Here is a 24,922-nt window from a genome sequence, read left to right on the forward strand (position 1 = left end):
CGCCCCCACCGCCGCCGAAATCGCCGCCCCGGCTGATCTGGCCGCCGCCTTCCTCGTCCATGCCCATCTCACCGCCGCCGCTGCGGCCGTCGAGCAGGGTCAGCTCGCCGCGGAAGCGCTGGAGCACCACCTCGGTGGTGTACTTCTCGACGCCGGACTGGTCCGCCCATTTGCGGGTCTGGAGCTGGCCCTCGATATAGACCTTCGAGCCCTTGCGCAGGTACTGCTCCGCCACGCGGGCGAGGTTCTCGTTGTAGATCACCACCGAGTGCCACTCGGTCTTCTCCTTGCGCTCGCCCGACATCTTGTCCTTCCAGGACTCCGATGTGGCGATGCGCAGGTTGACCACGGGATCCCCGGAGGCGAGGCGCCGTGTCTCGGGATCGCGCCCGAGATTGCCCACCAGGATCACCTTGTTCACGCTGCCGGCCATGCCGCTCTCTCCTACCGATCGATCTCACTGCGCGCTGCCGCCCCGAAACGACCGGGACGCCGCCCTGTCATGGGCCTCCAGGGCCCCGGCGGCAATCGCGGTCGGCGGGCTGTCCCCGTGACTCTCAGGGAGTCGCGGCGACTCACATGTTCTATCTTTGTTCCGGTCCGGGAGCAAGGTGCCTCGGGGGAGGCGCCCCGTTACTGGCTCAGCGGATGCGGACGATGAGCTTGCCGAAATTGCGGCCCCGGAGCAGGCCCGCGAAGGCCTCCGGCGCGTTCTCCAGACCGTCCACGACGTCCTCGCGATGGACCACGAGGCCCTCGCGCAGCCATCCCCCGACCTCGCGCAGGAACTCCGCCTCCTGGGCGGCGAAGTCCCAGACGATGAAGCCCTGGACATGCAGGCGCTTCGACAGGATCGCCCGCATCAGCACCGGCACCCGGTCGGGGCCGGGCGGCAGCTCGGTGGCGTTGTAGCCGGAGACCAGGCCGCAGACCGGGATGCGGGCGAAGTTGTTGAGGAGCGGCAGCACCGCGTCGAAGACCGCGCCGCCGACATTCTCGAAATAGACGTCGATCCCGTCCGGGCAGGCGGCCGCGAGCGCGTCCGGAAAGTCCTCAGCGCGGTGGTCGATGGCCGCGTCGAAGCCGAGGCTGTCGCGCAGGTAGGCGCATTTCTCCGGGCCGCCCGCGATACCCACCGCCCGGGCGCCCTTGCGCTTGGCGATCTGGCCCACGAGGGAGCCGACCGGCCCGGTGGCGGCGGCCACCACCACGGTCTCGCCGGCCTTGGGCTGGCCGATGTTGAGAAGGCCCGTATAGGCCGTCATGCCCGGCATGCCGAGGATGCCGAGGGCGGTGGTCACGGGTGCCGCCTCCGGGTCGAGGCGGCGCAGGCCGCGGCCGTCGGAGACCGCGAAATCCTGCCAGCCACCGAAGCCCACCACGGTCTCGCCGGCCTGAAAGTCGGGATGGTGGGACTCGACCACCTCCGCCACGGTGGCGCCCACCATGGTGTCGCCGATCGCCACCGGCTCGGCATAGGATTTCGCCGCGCTCATGCGCCCGCGCATGTAGGGGTCGAGGGAGAGGTAGCGGTTGGCGAGCAGCACCTCGCCCGCCTTCGCCACCGGCATCCGCGCCTCCTCCAGCCGGAAATGCGAGGCGTTCGGCTCGCCGTGCGGACGGGCGGCGAGGACGATGCGGCGGTTCACGTGGGTCATGGGCGGCTCCGGGGTTTCGCGGCGGGTTTCCCGCCGTGCGACGGGCGCGCGGCGGACGGACCCGGTCGGGAGATCCCCGACAGATGGGACGGCGGCGGGCGATGACAATTCCGCGCGGGCCCGGCGACGGGTCCGGCGCGCCCCCTCGGGCGTTGTCCCGGGAGGCAGACGATCGGGGAGGTTCGGAGGATGGCACGCGGATGGCGGATGCTCGGGGCGATGCTGCTCGGCGTCACCGGAGCCCAGGCGGCGGAGAACCCGCTCGCGCGCGACCGCTGGACGTCGCGGGTGCTGGTGATCTCCGCGCCCGAGCGCGGCGACCCGCGGGTGGCGGCCCAGCGCGCCGAGCTCGATCGGGCCCGCGCCGGTCTGACGGAGCGCGACCTCGTCGTCCGAGAGGCCTTCGGCGACGCGCCGGAGGCGCGGCGCCTGCGCGCGACCCTCGGCCTGCCCGCGGACGGCTTTCGCGTGGTGCTGGTGGGCAAGGACGGCGAGGCCAAGCGCACCGAGACCGCGCCGATCCCCGCGCGGGCCCTGTTCGAGACCATCGACGCGATGCCGATGCGCCGGGACGAGCGCCGCCGCTGAGGCCCCGGACAGGGGCCAACGAAAAAGGGGCCGCGCGCGGCGGCCCCTCGAAACCGGATCGGTCGATCCGATCAGTAGCAGCGCTCGACCAGCACCCGGCGGTAGCCGTAGGGCGTCCAGCGCACGCGCGGGACCGTGTAGCAGCCGCCGCCGTAGCCGTAATCGTAGGCGCCGTAGCCGACCGGGGCATAGCCGTAGCCGTATCCGTAACCCGGGCCGTAGGCGCCGTAGAGGCCGCCCGCCGCCAGGCCGAGGCCGACGCCGAGACCCAGGCCGCCGAGGCCGTAACCGTAGCCGCGCCCGTAGCCACGGCCGTAATATCCGCCGCGGTAGCCACCGAAGCCGCCGCGATAGCCACCGAAGCCGCCGCGGTATCCGCCGAACCCGGCATGTCGGAATCCGCCGCCGCCGAAGCCGCCCCGGAATCCGCCGCCGCCGAAGCCGCCGCCGTGGAACCCACCACCGTGGAATCCGCCGCCGCCGAAGCCGCCGCGGGCTTCCGCGGTGGCGGGAATCGTCGCGAGCGCGCCGATCATGGCCACGGAGGCCAGAACAACTCGTTTCATCACATCGTCTCCGAAAGAAGCCGAAACGTCCCCTCGAACGCTGAACGCCTTGGTACCCGGAAGGGTTCATGTGCGTTTTGCGTCTCCCGTCATCGTGAAGCGCCGCGCGCCCGGCCCCGGGCGGTGCCCGCCCTTGAAATCCCCCGGGGTTTCGGGCGAGGAAGCGGGGCCGGCCGCCACGATCCTCCGGCGGGCGCGGTCGAGGGCGATGCGGGTGATCATGGTGCAGGATGTCGTGCGGGCTCGCCCAGGCGTGAGCCGTTCTCCGGTCCCCGCCCTCCTGCGCGCCGCCTGTCTCGCCCTCGCCCTCGCCGGAACGGCGGTGGCCGCGCCGGCGGCGCCCGCCCCTGCCCCCTGCCGCGCCGTCCAGGCGGAGGGAGAGGCCTACACGGTCTGCACCGTCGACCTGCGCCGCGAGCGGGTGCGCCTGTTCTGGCTGGGCGCCGACGGCCTGCCCTACTCCTCCCTCTCGTCTCTCGCCGAGAAGCAGGGCTCCGCCCTGCGCTTCGCCATGAACGCCGGCATGTACGACAAGGGCCAAGCCCCGGTCGGGCTCTACATCGAGGACGGGCGCGAGCTGAAGGGCGTCTCCACCGCCAACGGGCCGGGCAACTTCCACCTCAAGCCCAACGGCATCTTCTGGGTGAAGGGCGAGCGCGCCGGCGTGATGGAGACCGGGCGCTACCTGCGCAGCGCCCCGAAGCCGGACTTCGCCACCCAGTCGGGGCCGATGCTGGTGGTGGACGGGCACATCCACCCCAAGATCTCCGCCGACGGCCCGAGCCAGAAGATCCGCAACGGCGTCGGAGTCCGCGACGACGGCCGCACCGCCGTGTTCGCGATCTCCGAGCGCCCGGTCAGCTTCGGCGCCTTCGCGCGCCTGTTCAAGGACACCCTCGGCTGCCGCAACGCGCTCTTCCTCGACGGCAGCGTGTCGAGCCTCTACGCCCCGTCGATGAACCGCTCGGACCTCAGCCGGCCCCTCGGCCCGATGGTCGGGGCGGTGGCGCGCTGAGGGCGCGGGCGCTCAGGCATCGTCCTCGCGGCCGAAGACCTCGCCCTCCGCCGCCAGCTGCGCGTCGGCCTCGTCGCTCCGGAGGATCTGCAGGGCCTGGTACTGCTGGAGCAGGCCGCGCAGGCGGATATTGGCCTCGGTGCAGTCGGCGGGCTCCGGGCTGTTCGCAGCGCAGCCCGCGATGGTCTCGTCGGTCTGCCGGTCCACGACCGCCCGGTCGGCCGCGCTCAGCGCCTCGAGGTCGCCGAGGCCGAGTTCCAGCGCGATCAGCGCGGCGATCTCGCGCCGCTTCTCCTCGATCTCGGACATGTCCCCTCCGGCTCCGTGCGCGGCCCCGTCTACAGAACGGTCAGCGCCGCCAGGTCGATCCAGGCTTCCTGCTCGTCGCCGTCGACGTCGCCGTCGACGAACCAGCGGCAGAGCGCCCGGTCCCCCTCCAGGGCCACCACCGTCATGGTGGCCTCGTTGTCGTCGGAAGCGACGAAGTCGCCGACCTTGATTCCCACGGATTGCCTCCTCGCCTCGCCGATGGTCGGTGTCGGGCCCGCGCCGCGCGGGGGCCTCCGGTCGTCACGCCCGCTTCGCCCGCTTGCCGAAGGCCACGGACAGGCGGGCGCGCACGCCCTCGGGGATCTCGGTGCGCGACTCGATCCGCACCGAGGGCATCTCGGACCCGATGGTGCTGCCGGGGTCGAAGGCGAACTGCAGGTGGCGCAGGCCGAGTTCGAGCCGGGTGACGCCGTCCGACTGGGTCAGGTCCTCGCCGAAGACCTCGATCAGCGGTCCGTCGGGATCGCCCTTCTCGATCTGGATGATGAAGTAGCCGGCCGGCTCCTCCTCGTCGTCGGCCCCCGAGATCAGGGTGATGCCGTTCTCGATGTCGAGGCGGACCCGCTCCACCGCGAAGGTCGTGACGTCGTCGTCGTCCATGCTGCGTGTCTCTCGCGTCGCGCCCGCCGCGGCGGGGTGTCTCTGATGGGAGGCGGTCGGTGCCCGGCTGCGTCGGGCCCCCTCAGCGCTGCCCGTGCCGGGTGTCGGCGAAGAGGTCCTTGAACTGGCGCGGCTGCGAACGCCAGTACTGGCGCGGCGCGCGCACCTGCGCGCCGAGCTCGGCCGCCGCGTGCCAGGGCCAGCGCGGGTTGTACAGGAGGGCGCGGGCCAGGGAGACCGCGTCGGCCTGACCCTGGGCCAGGATCGATTCCGCGTGGGCGGCCTCGGTGATGAGACCGACCGCGATGGTGGTGAGCCCGGTCTCGGCCTTGATCCGCTCGGCGAACGGCACCTGGTAGCCGGGCGAGAGCGGGATCGTCTGCCGGGTGGAGAGGCCGCCGGTGGAGACGTGGATCGCGGCCGCGCCCCGGCGCTTCAGGGCATGGGCGAGTTCCACCGTCTCCTCCAGGGTCCAGCCCCCCTCGACCCAGTCGGTGGCCGAGACCCGCATCCAGACCGGCTTGCCCGCCGGCACGGCCTCCCGCACCGCCTCGAAGCATTCGAGCGGGAAGCGCATCCGGTTGGCGAGGCTGCCGCCATACTGGTCGGTGCGCTGATTGGAGAGGGGGGAGAGGAACTGGTGCAGCAGGTAGCCGTGCGCGCCGTGCAGCTCGAACCCGTCGATGCCCAGTGCGAGCGCCCGGCGCGCGGTGGCGACGAAGCCGTCGCGGATGCGCTTCAGCCCCTCCGAGTCGAGGGCGTGGGGTGCGACCTCCCCTTCCCCGTGCGCCAGGGCCGAGGGCGCCTCCGTGCGCCAGCCGTCCGGTGCCTCCGGGTCGATCTGGGCGCCGCCGTCCCAGGGGGCGCGGCTCGAGGCCTTCCGGCCCGCATGGTTGATCTGGATCGCGATCGGCACCGGCGCGTAGGCCCGCACCGCGTCGAGGACCCGGCCCAGCGCCCGCTCGGTCTCGTCCGAGTAGAGGCCGAGGTCGGTGGGCGAGATCCGCGCCTCCGGCGAGATCGCGGTGGCCTCCAGGGTCAGGAGCCCCGCCCCCGACATCGCCATCTGCCCGAGATGCATGAGGTGCCAGTCGCCGGCCTGGCCCGCATGAGCGGAGTACTGGCACATCGGCGCGACGATGATCCGGTTCTCCAGGGTGAGGTCGTCGAGGCGCAGGGGCTCGAACAGGCGGGCGGTCATGCGGGGCTCCGGCTTGGCGGTCGTCCCGCATACGTGGCGTGTCCGGTGGCGCTTGGCTACCCGGCCCCGATCCCCCGCCCCTTCAGGCTGGCGCCGATCTCGTCGAGGACGCCGGCATCGTCGATGGTGGGCGGGGTGGTCCAGGGCTCGCCGTCGGCGATGCGCTTCATGGTCCCGCGCAGGATCTTGCCCGACCGGGTCTTGGGCAGGCGCTGCACGGTCAGCGCCAGCTTGAAGGCCGCCACGGGGCCGATCTGCTCGCGGACCAGGGCCACGAGCTCGCACTCGATCGCCTGGGTCGGGCGCTCCACCCCCGATTTCAGCACCACGAAGCCGCAGGGCTGCTCGCCTTTCAGGGCGTCGCGGATGCCGATGACCGCGCATTCGGCCACGTCCGGGTGGCTCGCCAGCACCGCTTCCATGCCGCCGGTGGAGAGCCGGTGCCCGGCCACGTTGATGATGTCGTCGGTGCGGCCGAGCACGGTGACGTAGCCGTCGGCGTCGACGAGGCCGGCATCCGAGGTGTCGTACCAGCCCGGATAGGTGGCGAGGTAGCTCGACCGGAAGCGGTCCTCCGAGCCCCAGAGGGTCGGCAGGCAACCCGGCGGCAGGGGCAGCCGCAGGGCGATGGTGCCCATCGTGCCGGCGGGCACCGGCTTGCCGGCCTCGTCGAGCACGGCGAGGTCGTAGCCCGGCATCGGCACGCAGGCGCTGCCGTGCTTGACCGGCAGCGGGCCGAGGCCGACCGGATTGCCCGCGATGGCCCAGCCGGTCTCGGTCTGCCACCAATGGTCGATGACCGGGCGGCCGAGGGCCCGCTCGGCCCAGGCCACCGAATCGGGATCGGCCCGCTCGCCGGCCAGGAACAGGGCGCGGAAGCCCGAGAGGTCGTGGGCGCCGACCCGCTCGGCCCGCGGGTCCTCCTTCTTGATGGCACGGAGCGCCGTGGGCGCCGTGAACAGGCAGGCGGCGCCGGTTTCCGAGACCACCCGCCAGAGCGCCCCGGCATCGGGCGTGCCCACCGGCTTGCCCTCGTACAGCACCGTGGTGCAGCCGTGCAGGAGCGGCGCGTAGACGATGTAGGAATGGCCCACCACCCAGCCGATGTCGGAGGCGCAGAAATAGGTCTCGCCCGGCGCCACGTCGTAGAGGTTGGGCATCGACCAGGCGAGCGCGACGCAGTAGCCGCCGGTGTCGCGCACCACGCCCTTGGGTTTGCCCGTCGTGCCCGAGGTGTAGAGGATGTAGAGCGGATCGGTGGCCGCCACGCTCACGCAGTCGGCCCGTCGGCCCTCGGCGGCCGCCCGCGCCACCGTGTCGGCCCAGTCGTGGTCGCGCACCGGCACGAGCTCGGCCGCGGCCTGCGGGCGCTGCAGGATCAGGCAGGCCGCCGGCTTGTGCGGGGAGGCCGCGATCGCGGCGTCGAGGAGCGGCTTGTAGGCCACGACGCGGTTCGGCTCGATGCCGCAGGAGGCGGCGAGCACCACCTTCGGGGCGGCGTCCGCGATGCGGATCGCCAGCTCGTTGGCGGCGAAGCCGCCGAACACCACGGAATGGACCGCGCCGAGCCGGGCACAGGCGAGCATGCCGAACAGGGCCTCGGGCACCATCGGCATGTAGATCACGACCCGGTCGCCCCGGCCGACGCCGAGGTCGCGGAGCACCCCGGCGAGCACGGCCACCGAATCGCGCAGCTCCCCGTAGGTGATTCGCCGCTTCGTGCCGGTGACGGGCGAATCGTACAGGATTGCGGCCTGGTCCGCGCGGCCGCCCTCGGCATGCCGGTCCACGGCGTTGTGGCAGGCGTTCAGGGTGGCGTCGGGGAACCAGCGGCCATAGGTGCCGGCCGATCCGTCGAAGGCGCGGGTCGGCGGGCGCGCCCAGTCGATCGCCCGGGCCGCCGCGAGCCAGAACGCCTCCGGGTCGCGCAGGGAGGCCGCGTGGACCTCGGCGTAGCGGTCGGGAAGCGGAGTCGGGGCTGGGGGCGTGGCGTCCATGGCGTATCCTGCGGGACCGGTCGTGCTGCCGGTTTCTGCGCACTCTACCGGAATTTCCGCCGCCGGACTGCTGCGCCATCCTGCCGGGGCCGGTGCCGAACGAAAACCGCCGCCCTGGAGACCCAGCGGCGGCGGCGAACGCTCTCAAGACGATACGGTGGGGCCGGAACGGCCGCTAATGCAGCTGGTCGGATTCGGTTCGCAGGCGGTTCATCTCGTCCTTGAGGTGGAGCTTGCGTCTCTTGAGTTCTGCGATTCGCAGATCGTTCGCCGAGGGGCGGAGGGTGGCGTCGTGGATTTCCCGCTCGAGGGCTTCGTGCTTGCGGGCGAGCTGGGTGAGGTGCGTCTGCAGTGACATGAGCTGTGTCTCCTGTCTCGTTTCGACGGGGCAAGACTGACATATGATCAGCCGGCTGTCGAAGCCTATCGACGGTCAGGCTTGACGGATGTTTGTGCAGGAGGCGCGGCGGGTTCTTGCCCAGGCCGAGCGGCTGTCGCATGGTCGGCCGCGAAGGCGTCCCGGGACATCAGGTGCGATGGCGGTCCAGTTCGACAACGATGCATCGGTGGAGCCGGCCGACGAATTGGCGCGGCTGAAGCAGGAACATCGCGACCTCGACGGCGCCATCGACGCCCTGGAGCTCGGGGTGGTGGCCGACCAGCTGCAGATCCAGCGCCTGAAGAAGCGCAAGCTCTCCCTGCGCGACCGGATCTCGTATCTCGAGGACCAGATCACCCCCGACATCATCGCCTGACCGGGCGGCCGGGGCACGGCCGGGGGCACGCCTTGCGGGCGGGCCACCGCTTTTGTATTCGGCGTTCCTCAGGGCCGCGGCGCGTCGCACGGCCCGTCCTAACACATGATCGCGAAGGGATCTGACGACCATGGCGGGAGCCTCCCCGGTCGCGATCATCATGGGCAGCCAGTCGGACTGGGCGACCATGCGGCATGCCGCCGAGACGCTGGATGCGCTCGGCGTCGCCCATGACGACCGCATCGTCTCGGCCCATCGCACGCCCGACCGCCTCGTGGCCTTCGCCAAGGGCGCCAAGGCGGAGGGATTCCGGGTGGTGATCGCGGGGGCCGGGGGCGCCGCCCACCTCCCCGGCATGACGGCGGCGATGACCCCCCTCCCCGTCCTCGGCGTGCCGGTGGAATCGAAGGCCCTGTCGGGCCAGGACAGCCTGCTCTCCATCGTGCAGATGCCGGCCGGCATCCCGGTGGGCACCCTGGCCATCGGCCGGGCGGGCGCCGTCAACGCCGCGCTGCTGGCCGCCGCCATCCTCGCCCTCACCGATCCGGCCCTCGCGGCGCGGCTCGAGGCCTGGCGCACCGCGCAGACCGCGAGCGTCGCCGAGACCCCCCAGAACGATCTTCCGTAAGTGCGGTCTTGCCTGAAGAGCGATCTCCCTTGAAACCCGATCCGTCGTGAAAAGCGAAGCACCGTGACCGCCCTCCCCGACCTCCGTCCCGGCGCGACCCTCGGCATCGTGGGCGGCGGCCAGCTCGGCCGCATGATCGCCCTCGCGGCCGCGAGTTACGGCCTGCGGGTCCACGTCTTCGCCCCGGACGCCGACAGCCCGGCCTTCGACGTCTCGGCCGAGGCCACGATCGCGGCCTACGACGACCTCGAGGCCCTGGCGCGCTTCGCGGCGCGCGTCGACGTGGTCACCTACGAGTTCGAGAACATCCCGGCCGAGGCCGCCGAGGCCCTGGCCGCGAAGGCGCCCCTGCACCCGAACGCCGCGGCGCTCGCCACGACCCAGGACCGGCTGACCGAGAAGCGCTTCGTCAACGGCCTCGGCATCGAGACCGCGCCCTTCCGCGCCGTCGACACGGCCGAGGACCTCGCCCGGGCGCTCGCCGAGATCGGCCGCCCGGCGGTGCTGAAGACCCGGCGCTTCGGCTACGACGGCAAGGGCCAGCGCATGATCCGCGCGGAGGACCCGGGCGATCCCGCCGCGATTCTGGCGGAGTTCAACGGCGCGCCCTGCATCCTCGAAGGGTTCGTGCCGTTCGAGGCCGAGATGTCGGTGGTGGCCGCCCGCGGAGCCGACGGCGCCTTCGCGGCCTACGAGCCCTGCGCCAACGAGCACCGCGACCACATCCTCGCCGTCACCCGCGTCCCCGCCCCCGGCATCGCGCCGCAGACCGAGGCCGCCGCCATCGGCATCGCCCGCCGCATCGCCGAGGCGCTGGACTATGTCGGCGTGCTCGCCGTCGAGATGTTCCTGGTGCCGCAGGCGGACGGCCCCGCCCGGGTCGTGGTCAACGAGATCGCGCCGCGCGTCCACAATTCCGGCCACTGGACCATCGAGGGCGCGACCACCTCGCAATTCGCCCAGCATGTCCGGGCGGTCTGCGGCTGGCCGCTGGGCGACGCGTCCCGGGTCGGCGGCATGGCGGTGGAGATGCACAATCTCATCGGCGGCGAGGTCGACGACTGGGCCGCGATCCTCGCCCGGCCGGGGGCGCAGCTCCACCTCTACGGCAAGGGCGAGGCCCGGCCCGGCCGCAAGATGGGCCACGTCACCCGGCTGCTGCCGAAGCCCTGACGGGGCCTCCGAACCGCGGCCCGATTGCGACAGGGGCCCGGCAACCGACCGCCGCGCCGGCCGTTTCGGGCCCGTGCGCGCGGCGGGCCATACCTTCGCCACATCCAACCGCTTGAGCGGAACCCGTCGCCGATTTTAAGCGCGCATTCACCGCGATGCGGGATGGTGCCGGCGCGACCGGACCCGCCCAGGCGGGCGCCGGCACGGGACGCAATCGATCGAGGGGCGGCGTCGCGCGCGACGCCGGGGGGAGCGAGGACCATGACGGTTTTGAAGCTGCGGGCATCGAAGGCGGGGCTGATCGGGGCCACGGCGCTCGTGGCGGCCGCCCTGGCCGGTTGCGAGACCTATGGCGGCGGCGCCACCGCGTCGCGCCAGTTCGCCGTGCTCGAATCGGACCAGACCGGCGCCACCACGGTCAACATCGCCTCGCTCAGCGAAGTGATCCAGCGCAATCCCAACGACGCGGCGGCCTACGTCACCCGCGGGGCAGCCTATGCCCGGGCCGGCCAGTTCAACGACGCCATCGGCGACTTCACCAAGGCGGTGCAGATCGACCCGAACTCGGCCTCCGCCTACAACAACCGCGCGCTCGCCAACCGCCAGATCGGCCGCAACGACGCCGCGCTGCAGGATTTCTCGAAGTCCATCGCCGCCGACCCGAACTACGCCCCGGCCTATATCGGCCGCGCCAACGTGCTGCGCGCCCAGGGCGACCTCGAGGGCGCCACCGCCGACCTCAACCAGGCGATCCGCCTGGCGCCGGAATCGGCCGAGGCCTATCACGCCCGCGGCCTCGTCCGGCAGAAGCAGGGCCAGAACACCCAGGCCATCGCGGATTTCGACGCCGCCATCGACCGCAACCCCTTCGTGGCGGCGCCCTACGCCGCCCGCGGCCAGAGCCTGATCGCCACCAACCAGTACGACAAGGCGATCGAGGACTACAACGCGGCCCTCAACGTCAACAACAAGGACGCCACCTCCTGGGCCTATCGCGGCCTCGCCTACGAGAAGTCCAACCGCAAGAAGGAGGCGGTGGAGAGCTACCAGCGCGCCGCGCAGATCGAGCCCGGCAACCCGGTCGCCAAGCAGGGCCTCGGCCGCGTCCAGGGCGGCGTCGGCTCGCTCTTCAACTGACCGGACCGGGGCGGGACGCCGTCGCGTCCCCGCCCCGCGGCTGGCCTCAATCCGGCGCGCGGAGATCCGGCGCCAGGGCGACCGCCAGGGCCTCGTAGTCGCGCAGGTGCACGCCGTCGGGCGTCGCCCCGGTGGTGAGGCCCGGCCCCCCGTCGCGCAGGGCCGCGAACGGATCGAAGACCCGGCAGCCGCTGCGCGCGCACACATCCCTCAGCACCGCCGTGTAGGCCTCCACCGCCGCCGGATCGCGCTCGGCCTGCGCCTCCGGCCCGAGCGGCGGCACGGCGGCGACCAGGACCCTGTCGGCATTCGCCGTGAGCCATCCGAGAATGCGCGCGGTCGCCACCTCGAACCCGTCGCGGGTGCGGGCCGAGAGGGGGTCGGCCCGGCGCAGGATGTCGTTTGTGCCCACGAACAGCACCGCCGTTCCGGCCCGGACCGGAAACGCCAGCCCCTCGACCGCGCCGGCATAGCGGCGGGCGGAGGCGCCGCCGATCCCGCCATTGACCACGCCCGGTCGCCCCGCCAGGGCGTTCCCCAGAAGCTCGGCATGCGAGTTGCCCGCCAGGAACAGGAAGCCCGGCCGCGCCGCCGCCAGCGCCGCCCGGATCGCCGGCAGCCGCGCGGCGAGGTGCGCGTCGGCGATCTCCCGGTTCCGCCGCGCCGCCTCGGGCGGCCCGAATCCGGTCCCGAGCGCGACGGCGCCCAAGGCCGCGGCCCCGACGCCGACGGCGATCAGGCGCCGCCGGGTCCAGGGCTCGGTCCGTCCGTCGCGCGCGCCGCCTGTGGATCGGCGTGGAAGCATGACCCTATGCGAAGCCCCGCCAAGTCTCTGATAAATCAACAAGATCCGAGATATGGGTGGGGTCAGGATCGGCGCCTATCTTGACCCCACCTCGCAGGCAAATTCGGTCGATTTGGCAATGGCCTAAGCAGAATTGTGGGAGGGGTCATCCTTCGACGCTGATCCACAGGCGGCAACAGCTAGGCGAAGCGCGAGGGTGGTTTTCCCGGTGCCTCCCTTCTGAGAGAGAATGGCAAGCGTTTTCATATGCTCAAGCTACCCAAGCAGCGAAAGCTTGTATGGGTGCTTATCAAGCTAGCATTTTCAACTCAAAATTCTCTGGCGAACGAAGCATTTCAACCAATACACTATTCACCTAAGGTAGTTTTTATCCTTGATTGCAACTTCTGAGTTAGAGCACTAAGGCCCTCGTTGTTATTGAGGTAGCGAATATAGCGAAGATGTCGAAGATCGAATGGAACATCATGTTCGCTCTGCGTGATAATAATGACTTCTCGACCAAGCGTATGGGCGATCCCGGCTTCATAAAAGACGTTAGGATTTCTGCCTGTTAGATCACATATAACGATGCAAGCTCTATCGATTAAACTCACAACATCCTGGATGATGCCCGGCGCTTCCCATATCTCATCGGCACGTCGAGTTATAAGATCACAAGCAACAGCGGCATCCTGAATGGCGCTATAAACAGGTCCAAACCCTGCATCAAAAGGCATCATTACTGAAACTAGTTGCTCGTTTATTTTTTCGTGATCTGGTATAGTGAATACTGAAGGCTTCTGGCGACGAGGGTTTACGGTTCCGAGAATAAAACGGTATAAGTCTACATCCTTTACTGCCCAATGATTGGTGCTCCAATCAAAGTTGTGCTTGTGCTGATCCATCTCAAGTTTGCCCTTCCGCGCGAACAAAAATGAGTTCTGCATCGGAGGCACGTCGGGATCGAGTCTATACTCAAATATTACTTTCGTGTTTTTGATTTTTGCAGAAGTTACGGAGCCAACTCGGCAAACTTCCTCCTGAGTACCCTCGGGAATAAATAAGCATGGAAGGCTCATGAGACGATCTAGCGCCGGAAGTCTTACATTCGTAAAATCAGACGCAATATTAGGATCGGTATATAAAAACATTCGACTGAGTTCTATCGATCCGGTAGGGTCGTTCCAGTCATAGTGTCGCATGATTACATTGAACATTTCTGTAAACACCTTAACTTGATTGGTTACTTTCAAATTTATATCTTATAGGTATTTCATCTAGTTTATCTGGCATACATTACTATTCATAGATGTGACATGCTAATAGATCGAGAAAGGGGCGTCATCTGTGACGGCGGTTAACGGGGTGTCGCAGCTTTGATCCAACCTCAACTTGTTTGTGCTGGAAGTGCTTTGGGACGTGAGATAGACGACGCAGCCCTCACGTTATGCGGCACGGGAGGCGGAATGATCGATACCGAACAGCGCAGTGCCGAGTTCCTGGCAGTGGTGATCGAGAATGCCGAGCTTCGCTAGGTCCTTGCAGAGGTTCAAGATCAGTGTGTCGAACTAGCAGTCGATGCCGGCGAGCTTAATGCCGAGATTGAGACGCTTCGGGGCGCCTTGTCGAGGTTGAGCGGGATCGAGACCGGTGGCGCTCAGAAGCTCAACGTCGTCTCGGCGGGTAGTAGTAAAAGCTTTACCCGACGGCTGAAACGTGTCCAAAGTGTATCATCGCGAAATCGTTGTGGGTTGGAGATGAACTCCCCCTTTGCTTTCCCGAAAACTCCAAGTATCCCTTGACCTGTCGCGAGCCCAACACGTGCGCCTTTGGCGTGTTGCACCGTTTGCACTTCCTGAAATCCTGATCACTGCGCACTCGCCCCTGAAGCGATAACGTATCCGAGTCTGTCGCAACTACGTGACGATCCCCGCCCCTGTGCCTCTGGCCTGGGGCTTTTTTTATGCCTGAACGGCAAGGTACATCATGTCTGGCAAGCACACCCAACGACCTCAGTCGGGCCTCTACATCCGGTTCCTGTTCGGCCTCTTCGAAGCACGCGCGGACGGACACTTCGCCATCAAAGCCACCATCGGCATGTTCAGCCTGATGACGCTGGGCCGCTTCTATGGCCTTTGGTAATCGTCGGTGCCTCAGACCGGTTCGGTGGTCAAAGCGCGATGGACGGAGCCCTTCCCGATCCCGAGCTTGCTGGCGATAGCGGCCATCGACAGCCCTTCAGCGGCTAAAGCTTTGATTTCAGCCGTCTTGGCGCGTGCCGTTGGCTTCCGACCCTTGTATCGGCCCTCGCCCTTGGCTTTGGCGATGCCCTCGCGCTGCCTTTCGAGCATCATTTCTTGTGGATCGGCGTGGAAGCATGACCCTATGCGAAGCCCCGCCAAGTCTCCGATAAATCAACAAGATCCGAGATATGGGTGGGGTCAGGATCGGCGCCTATCTTGACCCCACCTCGCAGGCAAATTCGGTCGATTTGGCAATGGCCTAAGCAGAATTGTGCGAGGGGTCATCCTTCGACGCTGATCCACACGCCGCTCATCCGCCTCCCCGATGCCGGTGCCGGTCTCCCGCATCAGCCCCGAAAGCCGGGGCGCGGGCAAGCCCGGTCAGGCGGCCTGGACGGTGGCGAGGAAGTTCGAGACCTCGGCGCCCAACTGCTCGGACTGGCGCGAGAGCTCGGAGGCGGCGGCCAGGACCTGGGACGAGGCCGCCCCGGTCTCGCCCGCGGCCTGGGTGACGCTGCCGATGCTGACGGTCACCGACTGCGTGCCCTGGGCCGCCTGGGTCACGTTGCGGACGATCTCCTGGGTGGCCGCTCCCTGCTCCTCCATCGCCGCCGCGACGCCGACCGCGATGCTGCGCAGCTCCGCGATCGTCGAGCCGATGGTCCGGATCGAGACGACCGCCTGGCGGGTCTCGCCCTGGATCGCGTGGATCTGCTGCGTGATCTCCTCGGTGGCCCGGGCGGTCTGGGAGGCGAGTTCCTTGACCTCCCCCGCCACCACGGCGAAGCCGCGTCCCGCCTCGCCGGCTCGGGCCGCCTCGATGGTGGCGTTGAGCGCCAGCAGGTTGGTCTGGGCGGCGATCCCTGAGATGAGGCCCACCACGGTGCCGATCCGCTCGGCGCCCTCGGCGAGGCCGAGGATGATCGCGTCCGTGGCCGCCGCGTTCTCCGAGGCCCGCTCGGCCATCGCCGCCGAGCGCACGACCTGGGCGGCGATCTCGCCGATGGAGGCGGCCATCTCCTCGCTCGCGGCCGCCACGGTCTGGACGTTGGCGGAGGTCTGCTCGGCGGCCGAGGCGACGCCCCGGGATTGCCCCGCCGTCTGATCGGCGGTGCGGCTCATCGCCTGCGCCGTGGCCTCCATCTCGGTGGCGGCGGAGGACAGGCCGTGAATCAGGTGGGAGACCTGGGCCTGGAAGCCGCGCGTCGCGGCATCCAGGATCTCGGCCCGGCGCATCTTCGCGGCGCTCTCGGTCGCGGCGGCGGCCTCGGCCTCGCGCCGGGCGATCATCGCGTCCTTGAAGACCTGGACGGCCCGCGCCATCGCGCCGACCTCGTCGCGGCGCTGCGCGCCGTCCACGCGGGCGGCGACGTCGCCGCCGGCCAGCCGGGCCATGGTGCCGGTCATGGTGGCAAGCGGGCGCACGATCAGGACGAGCACGGTGTAGAGGCCGAAGCCGATGGCGGCGGTGGCCAGGACGAGCAGGGTCAGGAGCGCCAGGCGCGAGCGGCCGGAGGAGGCCTCGGCCCGCTCGAACTCGGCCTGGGCCTCGCGCACCTGCAGGGCGGTGAGCTTGCCGAGGACGGCGTTGGCCTCCTCCAGGCTCTTGACCAGCGCCGCGTGGGTCTGGGCGAAGTCCTGCGTGCCGCCGGCCGAAAGGCGGCTCAGGATCTCGGCGGCGATCGCATCGTTCCGGTCGATCCGCCGCTGCATCTCCGCCGCCAGATCCTTCTCCTCCGGGGTCAGGTACGTCGCCAGGTAGGCCGCCCACTGGGTCCGGACGCTGCCGAGATCCGCCTCGATCTTCGTTCGGACCGGACCGGACTCGATCTGGCGGCCGCGCAGGTCGCGCGCCGTCGCCAGCAGATCGTCATAGCCGTCGCGGATCAGGCTGAACTGCCGCAGGGGGACGATGCGGTCCGCGAACACCGTGCTGAAGCTGCGGTGGCTCTCCGACAGGGCGAGCGTGCCGACGCCCGAAGCGGCAAGGAGGAGAACGCCCATCACGCCCAGGAGCGTGAACAGGCGGCCTTTGATCGTGGTGAGCATGGGGTGACCTGCCGGAGGGAACGTCGGGGCCGTCCGATCCCCCTCGGGGCGAGGGGTGAACACGCTGTTCGACGTCGGAAACACTCCGCCACAGACGTGAAAATTTGCTTCTCTTCCTGACCGGCTAAGGGGGTCGGGAGACGATAGAATTCCCGTGACTGCTCATCCCGCCGACCTGATCGCGTCCTGCGATCCGTCACGCAGGGTGACCGTTAAGCGGAATCACGAATGCCGGACCAGGGTTGCCCGGACCTTCTCCAGCCGCGGCCGCGGCCGCACCACCCCGGGGCGGGTCCCAATCGAGGATCATGGGCCTACGATCGACCGGCCGGTCTTCCGGGCCGGCCCCGCCCGGGTTCAGGCGTCGCCGAGAAGCCGGTGCTCGCAGAGCATGCGCCGGACCGTGCCGCTAGCCGAGCGGTAGACCACGGTCTCGGTCTCGATCAGGCCGGGCCGGAAGCGGACGCCCCTGAGGAGGGCGCCGTCGGTGACGCCGGTGGCGGGGACGATGACGTCGCCGCGGGCCATGTCGTGCAGCTCGTATTTCCGGTTGGGATCGCGGATGCCCATCCGGGCGGCGCGCTCGCGCTTGTCGTGGCTGTCGAGGATCAGGCGGCCCTGCATGTGGCCGCCGATGCAGCGGAGCACGCCGGCGGCGATGACGCCCTCGGGGGCCGCGCCGATGCCGAGATAGATGTCGGCCCCCGTGGCGTCGGCGTTCGCCGTGTGGATGATGCCCGCGATGTCGCCGTCCGAGATCAGGCGGATGCCGGCTCCGGTCTCCCGCACGGCGGCCACGAGTTGCATATGGCGCGGCCGGTCGAGGATGATGGCGGTGATCTGGGCGGGGTCGACGCCCTTGTGCCGGGCGAGCGCGCCGATGTTGTCGGCCGGGCTGGCGTCGAGGTCGACGAGGCCGGCCGGATAGCCCGGGCCGATGGCGATCTTCTGCATGTAGACGTCGGGGGCGGCGAGCAGGGAGCCCGCTTCCGCCAGGGCCGTCACCGCGATGGCGCCGGGCATGTCCTTGGCGCAGAGGGTGGTGCCCTCCAGGGGGTCGACGGCGATGTCGACCTTCGGGCCGTCGCCGGTGCCCAGGCGCTCGCCGATATAGAGCATCGGCGCGTTGTCGCGCTCGCCCTCCCCGATCACCACGGTGCCGTCGATGGGCAGGAGGTTGAGCTCGAGGCGCATCGCGTCGACGGCGGCCTGGTCGGCCTCCTTCTCGCGGCCCTGCCCGCGCAGGCGCGCGGCCGCGATGGCCGCGCGCTCGGTGACGCGCGCCAGCTCCAGCGTCAGCGACCGGGCGACCGGCGCGCGTGATTCCAAGTTGCCACCGGACATGTGAGCCTCGCGCCCCCGCGCCTCTCTCGGGCGCTCCTTATGAACTAAAATGCGCGTATGACATTAAGTTTCGCCAGTTGCGCGCACTTTTCTTCGCTCTTCCACCGTTTGTTCGTTCGCATACGGAGCAGGCGCTACTCGCGCTCGATCCGGATCAGCTGGGGCGCCTCCGCGAGCAGGCCGTCGGCCGCGATGGCGTCGAGGGCGGCCCGGATCGTGCCCTCGGTGGCGGCGTAGGTGATCAGCACCAGGGGAACCGGCTGGCCCGAGCGGCCGTGCGGGTCCTTCGAGGCGGCGCTCTCGGAGCGGCGCTGGAGGATGCTCTCGATGGAGATGTCGCGCTCGGCCATGCGGGTGGCCACGCCCGCGGCGACGCCGGGGCGGTCGTGCACGGTGAGGCGGATGTAGTAGCCGCCCTCGTGCCGCTGCATGGCGACGCGCTGGGAGGGGCTCAGGGAGGCCGAGGGCCGTCCGAAGGTCGGGCGGCGGGTGCCGGCGGCGATGTCGGTGATGTCGGAGACCACGGCCGAGGCGGTGGCCTCGCCGCCGGCCCCGGGGCCGATCAGGGTGAGTTCGCCCACCGCGTCCGCGTCGATGGTGACCGCGTTGGTCACGCCCATCACCTGGGCGATGGCCGAGGATTTCGGCACCATGGTCGGGTGCACCCGCTGTTCGATGCCGCCGGCCGCGGCCTGGGCGACGCCCAGGAGCTTGATCCGGTAGCCGAGTTCCTCGGCCATGGTCAGGTCGAGGGGCTGGATCGCCGAGATGCCCTCGACGGAGACGCCCTCGGCGTCGACCTCGGTGCCGAAGGCGAGGCTCGTCAGGATCGCGAGCTTGTGGGCGGTGTCGAAGCCCTCGACGTCGAAGGTGGGGTCGGCCTCGGCATAGCCGAGCGCCTGGGCGTCCTTGAGGCAGGCCTCGAAGGTCAGGCCCTCGCGCTCCATCCGGGTGAGGATGTAGTTGCAGGTGCCGTTCATGATTCCGTAGACGCGCGACACGGCGTTGCCGGTCAGGCCCTCGCGCAGGGCCTTGATCACCGGGATGCCGCCGGCCACGGAGGCCTCGTAGGCCAGCGCCACGCCCGCCGCCTCGGCCTGCCGGGCGAGGGCCGCGCCGTGCCTGGCGAGCAGCGCCTTGTTGGCGGTGACCACGTGCTTGCCGGCAGCCAGGGCCGCCTCCACCGTCGCCCGGGCCGGGCCCTCGGCGCCGCCGATGAGCTCGACCACGCAATCGACCTCGCCGGAGGTCGCCAGGGCGACGGGATCGTCGAACCAGGCCACGCCGGACAGGTCGAGGCCGCGGTCGCGGGTCCGGTCGCGGGACGAGACGGCGGTGACGCGAATCGCCCGGCCGCTGGTCTGGCCGAGGGCCTCGGCCCGGCGGGCGACCATCCGGACGACGGCGGCGCCGACGGTGCCGAGGCCGGCAACGCCGAGGCGAAGGCTCTGTGTCATGGTGTGTTCCGTCACTCTGTCGCGCAGGAGAGCTGCCGCCTCCGAAGACCTGCCGCATCCGAAGACCTGCCGCGTCCGGCGGCGGTGCGGGACCGGCGTCGATCGGCGAAGGCGAATGCCGCGCTCGACGCGGCCCGATCTTCTGCAACGATTTGCCGGGGGGCGCAACAAAACGGCCGGCCCGGGCGGGGTTCCGGCGTTACGATCGGCGCCGACGGTAGCGGGCCGCGACGGCGATCAGCCCGTAGAGCACGCCAGCGTTGAGGAGGTGCCAGAGGGCGTGGGTGCCCAGCGGCCAGACCGGGCAGATTGCCCGGTCGAGGGTCCGGAAGGCGAGCGAGATGGAGAACAGCGCGGCGATGCCGAGGAGGGCGAGGCCGGCCTCGCGCCGGGCGGGGCCGAGGGGGCGGCCCTGCGGCGCCAGCAGGCCCGAGGCCACGCCCGCCAGCGCCAGGATCGCGGGGGCGTAGCCGATCGAGCCGTTGGTGAGCGCGTCCATCGACCGGCCGGTCAGCCCGTCGAGGGCCGGCTCCAGGCCGATGTTGACGGCCGCGAAGGCCAGGGTGGCAACCAGGGCCGCCCCGATCCCGAGGTCGAAGTAGCGCCGCATCGCCAGGAGGAAGTAGGCGTAGATGAACAGCGCGATCGGGATGACGTCGGCCAGCAGCGACCAGCGCACCGCCAGGGTGTGGAACAGGAACGAGCCGACGCCCACCACCGCCACCAGGGCGCTGAGCAGGAGGGCCGGGGCATCCGCCGTCCCGGCCCGGCGCACCCGCCACGCCGCCAGGCCGGCGGCGACCAGGAAGGCGCCGTTCGAGAGCGCGTTGACCGGCTCCGCCCAGAAGCCGGCATCGCCCCGCTCGCAATAGGCGCTGATCGGCGTCAGCCAGTCCCCGTCCATCCGGCCCTCTCCGTTGTCGCGCGTCACGCCTTGCCAGCCCGCGACGAAGGCCCGATGACGGACACCCTCGCGCCAAGACCCTCAGAGACTCCCAGCCCATGCGGATCGCCACCTGGAACGTCAATTCGATCAAGCAGCGGGTCGGACACCTCGTCGGCTTCCTCGACGAGGCCAAGCCCGACGTGGTCTGCCTGCAGGAGCTGAAATGCCAGGACGAAGGCTTCCCCCGGGCGGAGATCGAGGCGGCGGGCTACGCCGTCGAGACCCTCGGCCAGAAGGCCTATAACGGCGTCGCCCTGCTGGTGCGCGCGCCCCTGGCGATGGCCGAGATCCGCCGCGGCCTGCCGGGCGACGACACCGACGAGCAGGCCCGCTACATCGAGGCGCTGGTCTCCGGCGACGGGGTGCGCCCCGTGCGGGTCGCCTCGATCTACCTGCCCAACGGCAACCCGGTCGACAGCCCGAAATACCCCTACAAGCTCGGCTTCCTGGAACGGCTGCGCGTCCACGCCCGGGCCTTGCGCGAGGCCGAGGAGGCGGTGGTGCTGGCCGGCGACTACAACGTCATCCCGGAGCCCGAGGATGCCGCGGACCCGGAGTCCTGGCGCGCGGACGCGCTGTTCCTGCCCCGGAGCCGGGCGGCGTTCCGGGCGCTGCTCGCCGAGGGCTACACCGACGCCCTGCGCGCCTGCGACCCGCGGCCCGGGCTCTACACCTTCTGGGACTACCAGGCGGGGGCCTGGAACCGGAACGCCGGCATCCGGATCGACCACCTCCTGCTCTCGCCCCAGGCCGCCGACCGGCTGGTCTCGGCCTCGGTGCAGAAGCACCTGCGCGGCCTGGAGAAGCCCTCCGACCACGTGCCGGTCACGGCCGAACTCACGGACGCGTGAGCGAACGATCCGGTCTCCCGCGGGTTGGGCCAGCACCGATCCCCCACATGGAAGCTGTCCCGCGTGAAACTCTACGGCACCGGCTATTCGCCCTACGTCCGCAAGGTCCTCGTCGCCCTGGCCGAGAAGGGCCGGGAGGCGGAACACATTCCGCTGTTTTTCCACGCCAAGGACCCGGCCTTCCAGGCGGCGAGTCCGCTGGGCAAGATCCCCGCCTTCGACGACGACGGCTTCCTGCTCCCCGATTCCTCGGCGATCCTGACCTATCTGGAGGCGAAGTTTCCGACCCCGGCGCTGTTCCCGTCCGAGGCCAAGGCGCGCGGCCGCGCGATCTGGTTCGACAAGTACGGCGACACCGAGATGTTCGACGTCATCATCAAGCCCTTCGCCAACCGGGTGGTGAAGCCCAAGCTGCTCGGGCAGCCCGGGGACGAGGACGCGGTCGCCAAGGCCCTCACCGAGGAATTGCCGAAGATCTATGATTACCTCGAGGGGCAGATCGACGGGCCCTACCTCGTGGGCGACGCCTTCAGCATCGCGGACATCTCGGTCGCCACGGGCTTCCACAACCTGCACCTGGCCGGCGAATCCGTCGATGCCGCGCGCTGGCCGAAGCTCGCCGGCTACGTCACCGCGACCCTGGCGCGGCCGTCCTTCGTGACGGCGCTGGCGGCCCGGACCTCGCCGAACTGATCGCGCGGGGGTGCGCCGGTCCGGTCCTCAGCGCCGGCGGCGCGCCGATCCCGTCACCTGCGCGCTGGCCTGCGAGGCCTGCGCCATCGCGGTGGCGCGGTCCTCCTCGCTGGCCGAGGCCCAGGCCTTCTCGTAGAGGGCGACGATCCAGTCGTCCTTGCGGCCCTGGGCGGCGTCCCGGGCCATGGAGAGCCACATCAGCCCGCGGGCGCGCTGGGCCGGCACGCCCTGGCCGTTGACGAGGAGCTGGCCGAGGAGGGCCTGCGCCGGGGCGTGGCCCTTCTCCGCGGCGAGGTTGAACCAGCGCGCGGCCTGGCGCGCGTCGGTGTCCACGCCGGTGCCGTCGAGGTAGAGCCGGCCGAGATTGTACTGCGCGTTCGGGTCGCCGAAATACGAGGCCGCGTAGTTGAACATGTCGTAGGCGCGCTCGGGGTTCGGACGCACGTAGGTGCCCTTGATCCCCTCGAGGAAATAGGTGCCGAGCGCCGTGAAGGCGCTGGCGACCACGCCCGAGTTCTGGGCGTCCGGTCCCTCGTCGGTGGTGTCGTCGGCGATGCGCGAGAAGAACTCGAAGGCCTTGAGGTCGTCGTGGGGGACGCCGTCGCCCTCAGCATACATGCGGCCGAGCTTCCACAGCGCCAGGGCGTGGCCCTGGTCGGCGGCGTATTCGAGGGCGCGGGCGGCCCCCTCCTTGTCCCCGGCATTGTAGTCGCGCACGCCCATGCGCAGGGCCTCGCGGGCACTGCGGTAATTGCCGCCGGGCACCGGCGTCCGGGCGGTGGCGTCCAGCGCCGCCGCCGGAGTCAGGCCGAGGAGCACGAGCCCGGCCGCCGCGGCGAACCGCCGGCCCATCCGGGCCAGCGGCCAATCCCGGGCGGCCCGCACCGGCCGCATGGCGCGGCCGTGGGCTGTCCTAGACATCCGCATAGGTGTGCGTCTCCTCGGCGCCGCCCGGATGGGTCACCGCGCCGTTCACCGCCGGACCGACGGTCTGCTGGTACTTCCACAGGTAGCCGGAGGTGGCCGAGTTGGTGCGCGGGCTCCAGGCGGCCCGGCGCTGGGCGAACTCCTCGTCGGAGACCGCCACGTCGAGGGTGCCCCGGATCGCGTCGAGGGTGATGACGTCGCCGTCCCGGATCAGGCCGATCGGACCGCCGACGGCGGCCTCGGGCCCGACATGGCCGACGCAGAAGCCGCGGGTGGCCCCCGAGAAGCGCCCGTCGGTGATGAGCGCGACCTTGTCGCCCATGCCCTGGCCGTAGAGGGCCGCGGTGGTGGAGAGCATCTCGCGCATGCCGGGGCCGCCCTTCGGGCCCTCGTAGCGGATGACGAGGACCTCGCCCTCCTTGTAGGTGCGCGTCTGGACGGCCTCGAAGCAGGCCTCCTCGCCGTCGAAGACGCGGGCCGGGCCGGTGAAGACCTGCTTCTCCTCCGACATGCCGGCGACCTTCACGATGGCGCCCTCGGGAGCGAGGTTGCCGCGCAGGCCGACGACGCCGCCGGTGGGGGTCAGGGGCGTGCCGGCGGAGCGGACCACGTCCTGGTCCGGGTTCCAGTGCACCTTCTCCATGTTCTCCGCCATGGTGCGGCCGGTGACCGTCATGCAGTCGCCGTGCAGGAAGCCGTGGTCGAGGAGCGTCTTCAGCAGGAGCGGGATGCCGCCGACCTCGAACATGTCCTTGGCGACGTAGCGCCCGCCCGGCTTCAGGTCGGCGATGTAGGGGGTGCGCTTGAAGACCTCGGCGACGTCGAACAGGTCGAACTTGATGCCGCACTCGTGGGCGATCGCCGGCAGGTGCAGGGCCGCGTTGGTGGAGCCGCCCGAGGCCGCGACGGCGGCCGCCGCGTTCTCGAGGCTCTTGCGGGTGACGATGTCGCGCGGGCGGATGTTCTTGGCGATGAGCTCCATCACCTTCTCGCCCGCGGTCATGCAGAATCTGTCGCGGATCTCGTAGGGCGCCGGGGCGCCGGCCGAGTAGGGCAGCGCCAGGCCGATGGCCTCGGAGACGGTGGCCATGGTGTTGGCGGTGAACTGCGCGCCGCAGGCGCCGGCCGACGGGCAGGCGACCTGCTCCAGCTCGTCGAGATCCTCGAGGGACATGTCGCCGACCGCGACCTTGCCCACCGCCTCGAACAGGTCCTGCACCGTCACCGGCCGGCCGCGGAACGAGCCGGGCAGGATCGAGCCGCCGTAGATGAAGATCGACGGCACGTTGAGGCGCACCATCGACATCATCATGCCGGGCAGGGACTTGTCGCAGCCGGCCAGGCCCACGAGGGCGTCGTAGGCGTGGCCGCGCATGGTCAGCTCGACCGAATCGGCGATGACCTCGCGGGAGGGCAGCGAGGCGCGCATGCCGGCATGGCCCATGGCGATGCCGTCCGTCACCGTGATGGTGCAGAACTCGCGCGGGGTGCCGTTGGCGGCCGACACGCCCTTCTTCACCGCCTGCGCCTGGCGCATCAGCGAGATGTTGCAGGGCGCGGCCTCGTTCCAGCAGGAGGCGACCCCCACCAGGGGCTGGTGGATCTGCTCGCGGGTCAGGCCCATGGCATAGAGGTACGAGCGGTGGGGAGCGCGCTCGGGCCCTTCCGTGACATGGCGGCTCGGAAGCTTCGACTTGTCGGTTTTCGGCGCGTCCATCGTGTGTCTCACCACCCCGGCCTGATACGCATGTGTGGGTTCGGAGCGACCGCGAACAGATGGGCGCGTTCCGGGGAAACCCACGGCGCGCGGCCCATCGGACCGTTTCTCGGAAAGCGTCTGAACTCCGCGGTAAAGCGTTGGGGGAGCTATCGTTTACCGCGCTTGCTGAGGTGGTCCCGGTTTATGGCGGGATCGCGGCGGCGAGAGGGGTCTCCCAAGGCAAAGTCGGGATGCTTTCGGGGTGTTGCGACCCCGCCACA

At 70.1% G+C, this 24,922-nt stretch carries 26 protein-coding genes and 1 pseudogene; 9 read left to right on the top strand and 18 right to left on the bottom strand.

Annotation, left to right across the window (positions count from 1 at the left end; translation table 11 throughout):
- Positions 1–433 (bottom strand): single-stranded DNA-binding protein (gene ssb, locus AC3WLN_RS16550; protein WP_492483028.1); only part of this gene is annotated, 433 nt, incomplete at its 3' end.
- Between the two features lie 208 nt (positions 434–641).
- Positions 642–1,658 (bottom strand): NADPH-dependent curcumin/dihydrocurcumin reductase, encoded by a 1,017-nt coding sequence (curA, locus tag AC3WLN_RS16555; RefSeq protein WP_492483030.1) that lies wholly within the window; start codon positions 1,656–1,658, stop codon positions 642–644.
- Positions 1,659–1,847: 189 nt separating this feature from the next.
- Between curA and AC3WLN_RS16560 the strand changes: the two genes are divergently transcribed.
- Complete coding sequence (locus AC3WLN_RS16560) at positions 1,848–2,246, top strand: DUF4174 domain-containing protein (protein ID WP_492483032.1); 399 nt, start codon at positions 1,848–1,850, stop codon at positions 2,244–2,246.
- A gap of 71 nt (positions 2,247–2,317) precedes the next feature.
- On the opposite strand, the gene AC3WLN_RS16565 is transcribed toward AC3WLN_RS16560, so the two are convergent.
- Positions 2,318–2,812 (bottom strand): hypothetical protein, encoded by a 495-nt coding sequence (locus AC3WLN_RS16565; protein ID WP_492483033.1) that lies wholly within the window; start codon positions 2,810–2,812, stop codon positions 2,318–2,320.
- Positions 2,813–3,065: 253 nt separating this feature from the next.
- Between AC3WLN_RS16565 and AC3WLN_RS16570 the strand changes: the two genes are divergently transcribed.
- Complete coding sequence (locus AC3WLN_RS16570) at positions 3,066–3,827, top strand: phosphodiester glycosidase family protein (protein ID WP_492483035.1); 762 nt, start codon at positions 3,066–3,068, stop codon at positions 3,825–3,827.
- 12 nt (positions 3,828–3,839) lie between these two features.
- On the opposite strand, the gene AC3WLN_RS16575 is transcribed toward AC3WLN_RS16570, so the two are convergent.
- From AC3WLN_RS16575 to AC3WLN_RS16600, 6 genes are all read right to left on the bottom strand, one after another.
- The gene (locus AC3WLN_RS16575) at positions 3,840–4,136 is read right to left on the bottom strand and encodes a hypothetical protein (protein WP_492483037.1); all 297 of its coding nucleotides are present in this window, start codon (positions 4,134–4,136) and stop codon (positions 3,840–3,842) included.
- Positions 4,137–4,165: 29 nt separating this feature from the next.
- Positions 4,166–4,333 (bottom strand): hypothetical protein, encoded by a 168-nt coding sequence (locus AC3WLN_RS16580; protein WP_463779310.1) that lies wholly within the window; start codon positions 4,331–4,333, stop codon positions 4,166–4,168.
- A 64-nt stretch (positions 4,334–4,397) separates the two neighbouring features.
- Positions 4,398–4,757, bottom strand: coding sequence for a hypothetical protein (locus tag AC3WLN_RS16585; protein WP_492483039.1), 360 nt, complete (start codon positions 4,755–4,757; stop codon positions 4,398–4,400).
- 82 nt (positions 4,758–4,839) lie between these two features.
- Positions 4,840–5,958 (bottom strand): NADH:flavin oxidoreductase/NADH oxidase, encoded by a 1,119-nt coding sequence (locus AC3WLN_RS16590; protein WP_492483041.1) that lies wholly within the window; start codon positions 5,956–5,958, stop codon positions 4,840–4,842.
- 56 nt (positions 5,959–6,014) lie between these two features.
- Entirely contained in the window at positions 6,015–7,955 is a 1,941-nt protein-coding gene (locus AC3WLN_RS16595; RefSeq protein ID WP_492483043.1) for a propionyl-CoA synthetase, read from the bottom strand.
- A gap of 175 nt (positions 7,956–8,130) precedes the next feature.
- Positions 8,131–8,313, bottom strand: a complete 183-nt coding sequence (locus AC3WLN_RS16600; RefSeq protein ID WP_492483045.1) for a YdcH family protein — start codon at positions 8,311–8,313, stop codon at positions 8,131–8,133.
- 178 nt (positions 8,314–8,491) lie between these two features.
- Here AC3WLN_RS16600 and AC3WLN_RS16605 point away from each other — a divergent pair, with 178 nt between their 5' ends.
- The 4 genes from AC3WLN_RS16605 (at position 8,492) to AC3WLN_RS16620 (ending at position 11,648) form a co-directional block, all read left to right on the top strand.
- On the top strand, positions 8,492–8,710 hold the full coding sequence (locus AC3WLN_RS16605; protein WP_238281906.1) for a YdcH family protein: 219 nt from the start codon (positions 8,492–8,494) through the stop codon (positions 8,708–8,710).
- 130 nt (positions 8,711–8,840) lie between these two features.
- A complete protein-coding gene (gene purE / locus AC3WLN_RS16610) occupies positions 8,841–9,338 on the top strand; it encodes a 5-(carboxyamino)imidazole ribonucleotide mutase (RefSeq protein WP_492483047.1) in 498 nt (165 codons plus the stop codon).
- Positions 9,339–9,401: 63 nt separating this feature from the next.
- Positions 9,402–10,511, top strand: coding sequence for a 5-(carboxyamino)imidazole ribonucleotide synthase (locus AC3WLN_RS16615; protein ID WP_492483049.1), 1,110 nt, complete (start codon positions 9,402–9,404; stop codon positions 10,509–10,511).
- Between the two features lie 261 nt (positions 10,512–10,772).
- Complete coding sequence (locus tag AC3WLN_RS16620; RefSeq protein WP_492483051.1) at positions 10,773–11,648, top strand: tetratricopeptide repeat protein; 876 nt, start codon at positions 10,773–10,775, stop codon at positions 11,646–11,648.
- 46 nt (positions 11,649–11,694) lie between these two features.
- Here AC3WLN_RS16620 and AC3WLN_RS16625 read toward each other — a convergent pair whose 3' ends face one another.
- On the bottom strand, positions 11,695–12,453 hold the full coding sequence (locus AC3WLN_RS16625; RefSeq protein WP_492483053.1) for an SGNH/GDSL hydrolase family protein: 759 nt from the start codon (positions 12,451–12,453) through the stop codon (positions 11,695–11,697).
- Between the two features lie 347 nt (positions 12,454–12,800).
- On the bottom strand, positions 12,801–13,685 hold the full coding sequence (locus tag AC3WLN_RS16630) for a hypothetical protein (RefSeq protein ID WP_492483055.1): 885 nt from the start codon (positions 13,683–13,685) through the stop codon (positions 12,801–12,803).
- Positions 13,686–14,418: 733 nt separating this feature from the next.
- On the opposite strand from AC3WLN_RS16630, the gene AC3WLN_RS16635 reads away from it, so the two are divergent.
- Entirely contained in the window at positions 14,419–14,574 is a 156-nt protein-coding gene (locus AC3WLN_RS16635) for a hypothetical protein (RefSeq protein WP_492483057.1), read from the top strand.
- 11 nt (positions 14,575–14,585) lie between these two features.
- Here the strand turns inward: AC3WLN_RS16635 and AC3WLN_RS16640 are convergent.
- The 5 genes and pseudogenes from AC3WLN_RS16640 to AC3WLN_RS16660 all read right to left on the bottom strand — a co-directional run.
- Positions 14,586–14,792: pseudogene (locus AC3WLN_RS16640) on the bottom strand (recombinase family protein); the annotation flags it as partial.
- Positions 14,793–15,056: 264 nt separating this feature from the next.
- The gene (locus AC3WLN_RS16645) at positions 15,057–16,724 is read right to left on the bottom strand and encodes a methyl-accepting chemotaxis protein (protein WP_492483059.1); all 1,668 of its coding nucleotides are present in this window, start codon (positions 16,722–16,724) and stop codon (positions 15,057–15,059) included.
- 357 nt (positions 16,725–17,081) lie between these two features.
- Entirely contained in the window at positions 17,082–18,068 is a 987-nt protein-coding gene (gene glpX, locus AC3WLN_RS16650) for a class II fructose-bisphosphatase (protein WP_492483061.1), read from the bottom strand.
- Positions 18,069–18,202: 134 nt separating this feature from the next.
- On the bottom strand, positions 18,203–19,525 hold the full coding sequence (locus AC3WLN_RS16655) for a homoserine dehydrogenase (protein WP_492483063.1): 1,323 nt from the start codon (positions 19,523–19,525) through the stop codon (positions 18,203–18,205).
- 199 nt (positions 19,526–19,724) lie between these two features.
- Entirely contained in the window at positions 19,725–20,429 is a 705-nt protein-coding gene (locus AC3WLN_RS16660; protein ID WP_492483086.1) for a ceramidase domain-containing protein, read from the bottom strand.
- A 98-nt stretch (positions 20,430–20,527) separates the two neighbouring features.
- Here AC3WLN_RS16660 and xth point away from each other — a divergent pair, with 98 nt between their 5' ends.
- Complete coding sequence (gene xth / locus AC3WLN_RS16665) at positions 20,528–21,322, top strand: exodeoxyribonuclease III (RefSeq protein ID WP_492483065.1); 795 nt, start codon at positions 20,528–20,530, stop codon at positions 21,320–21,322.
- 63 nt (positions 21,323–21,385) lie between these two features.
- Entirely contained in the window at positions 21,386–22,015 is a 630-nt protein-coding gene (locus tag AC3WLN_RS16670) for a glutathione S-transferase family protein (RefSeq protein WP_492483067.1), read from the top strand.
- 27 nt (positions 22,016–22,042) lie between these two features.
- Here the strand turns inward: AC3WLN_RS16670 and AC3WLN_RS16675 are convergent, their stop codons facing one another.
- Both AC3WLN_RS16675 and ilvD read right to left on the bottom strand, forming a co-directional pair.
- Positions 22,043–22,867: a tetratricopeptide repeat protein gene (locus AC3WLN_RS16675; RefSeq protein ID WP_492483088.1), complete on the bottom strand. Its 825-nt coding sequence runs from the start codon at positions 22,865–22,867 to the stop codon at positions 22,043–22,045.
- Positions 22,868–22,928: 61 nt separating this feature from the next.
- Entirely contained in the window at positions 22,929–24,659 is a 1,731-nt protein-coding gene (ilvD, locus tag AC3WLN_RS16680) for a dihydroxy-acid dehydratase (protein ID WP_492483068.1), read from the bottom strand.
- Between the last annotated feature and the right edge of the window lie 263 nt (positions 24,660–24,922).

Source organism: Methylobacterium sp. FW306-05-D, from assembly GCF_058782155.1.

What these genes read in the sequence shown, in the direction of transcription:
- AC3WLN_RS16675 (WP_492483088.1), bottom strand. Translation starts at nt 22,867, where the DNA reads ATGGGCCGGCGGTTCGCCGCGGCGGCCGGGCTCGTGCTCCTCGGCCTG.
- AC3WLN_RS16635 (WP_492483057.1), top strand. Translation starts at nt 14,419, where the DNA reads ATGTCTGGCAAGCACACCCAACGACCTCAGTCGGGCCTCTACATCCGG.
- AC3WLN_RS16595 (WP_492483043.1), bottom strand. Translation starts at nt 7,955, where the DNA reads ATGGACGCCACGCCCCCAGCCCCGACTCCGCTTCCCGACCGCTACGCC.
- AC3WLN_RS16625 (WP_492483053.1), bottom strand. Translation starts at nt 12,453, where the DNA reads ATGCTTCCACGCCGATCCACAGGCGGCGCGCGCGACGGACGGACCGAG.
- AC3WLN_RS16565 (WP_492483033.1), bottom strand. Translation starts at nt 2,812, where the DNA reads ATGAAACGAGTTGTTCTGGCCTCCGTGGCCATGATCGGCGCGCTCGCG.
- AC3WLN_RS16655 (WP_492483063.1), bottom strand. Translation starts at nt 19,525, where the DNA reads ATGACACAGAGCCTTCGCCTCGGCGTTGCCGGCCTCGGCACCGTCGGC.
- AC3WLN_RS16575 (WP_492483037.1), bottom strand. Translation starts at nt 4,136, where the DNA reads ATGTCCGAGATCGAGGAGAAGCGGCGCGAGATCGCCGCGCTGATCGCG.
- AC3WLN_RS16660 (WP_492483086.1), bottom strand. Translation starts at nt 20,429, where the DNA reads ATGGACGGGGACTGGCTGACGCCGATCAGCGCCTATTGCGAGCGGGGC.
- AC3WLN_RS16585 (WP_492483039.1), bottom strand. Translation starts at nt 4,757, where the DNA reads ATGGACGACGACGACGTCACGACCTTCGCGGTGGAGCGGGTCCGCCTC.
- AC3WLN_RS16620 (WP_492483051.1), top strand. Translation starts at nt 10,773, where the DNA reads ATGACGGTTTTGAAGCTGCGGGCATCGAAGGCGGGGCTGATCGGGGCC.
- AC3WLN_RS16605 (WP_238281906.1), top strand. Translation starts at nt 8,492, where the DNA reads ATGGCGGTCCAGTTCGACAACGATGCATCGGTGGAGCCGGCCGACGAA.
- purE (WP_492483047.1), top strand. Translation starts at nt 8,841, where the DNA reads ATGGCGGGAGCCTCCCCGGTCGCGATCATCATGGGCAGCCAGTCGGAC.
- curA (WP_492483030.1), bottom strand. Translation starts at nt 1,658, where the DNA reads ATGACCCACGTGAACCGCCGCATCGTCCTCGCCGCCCGTCCGCACGGC.
- xth (WP_492483065.1), top strand. Translation starts at nt 20,528, where the DNA reads ATGCGGATCGCCACCTGGAACGTCAATTCGATCAAGCAGCGGGTCGGA.
- AC3WLN_RS16645 (WP_492483059.1), bottom strand. Translation starts at nt 16,724, where the DNA reads ATGCTCACCACGATCAAAGGCCGCCTGTTCACGCTCCTGGGCGTGATG.
- glpX (WP_492483061.1), bottom strand. Translation starts at nt 18,068, where the DNA reads ATGTCCGGTGGCAACTTGGAATCACGCGCGCCGGTCGCCCGGTCGCTG.
- AC3WLN_RS16600 (WP_492483045.1), bottom strand. Translation starts at nt 8,313, where the DNA reads ATGTCACTGCAGACGCACCTCACCCAGCTCGCCCGCAAGCACGAAGCC.
- ilvD (WP_492483068.1), bottom strand. Translation starts at nt 24,659, where the DNA reads ATGGACGCGCCGAAAACCGACAAGTCGAAGCTTCCGAGCCGCCATGTC.
- AC3WLN_RS16560 (WP_492483032.1), top strand. Translation starts at nt 1,848, where the DNA reads ATGGCACGCGGATGGCGGATGCTCGGGGCGATGCTGCTCGGCGTCACC.
- AC3WLN_RS16590 (WP_492483041.1), bottom strand. Translation starts at nt 5,958, where the DNA reads ATGACCGCCCGCCTGTTCGAGCCCCTGCGCCTCGACGACCTCACCCTG.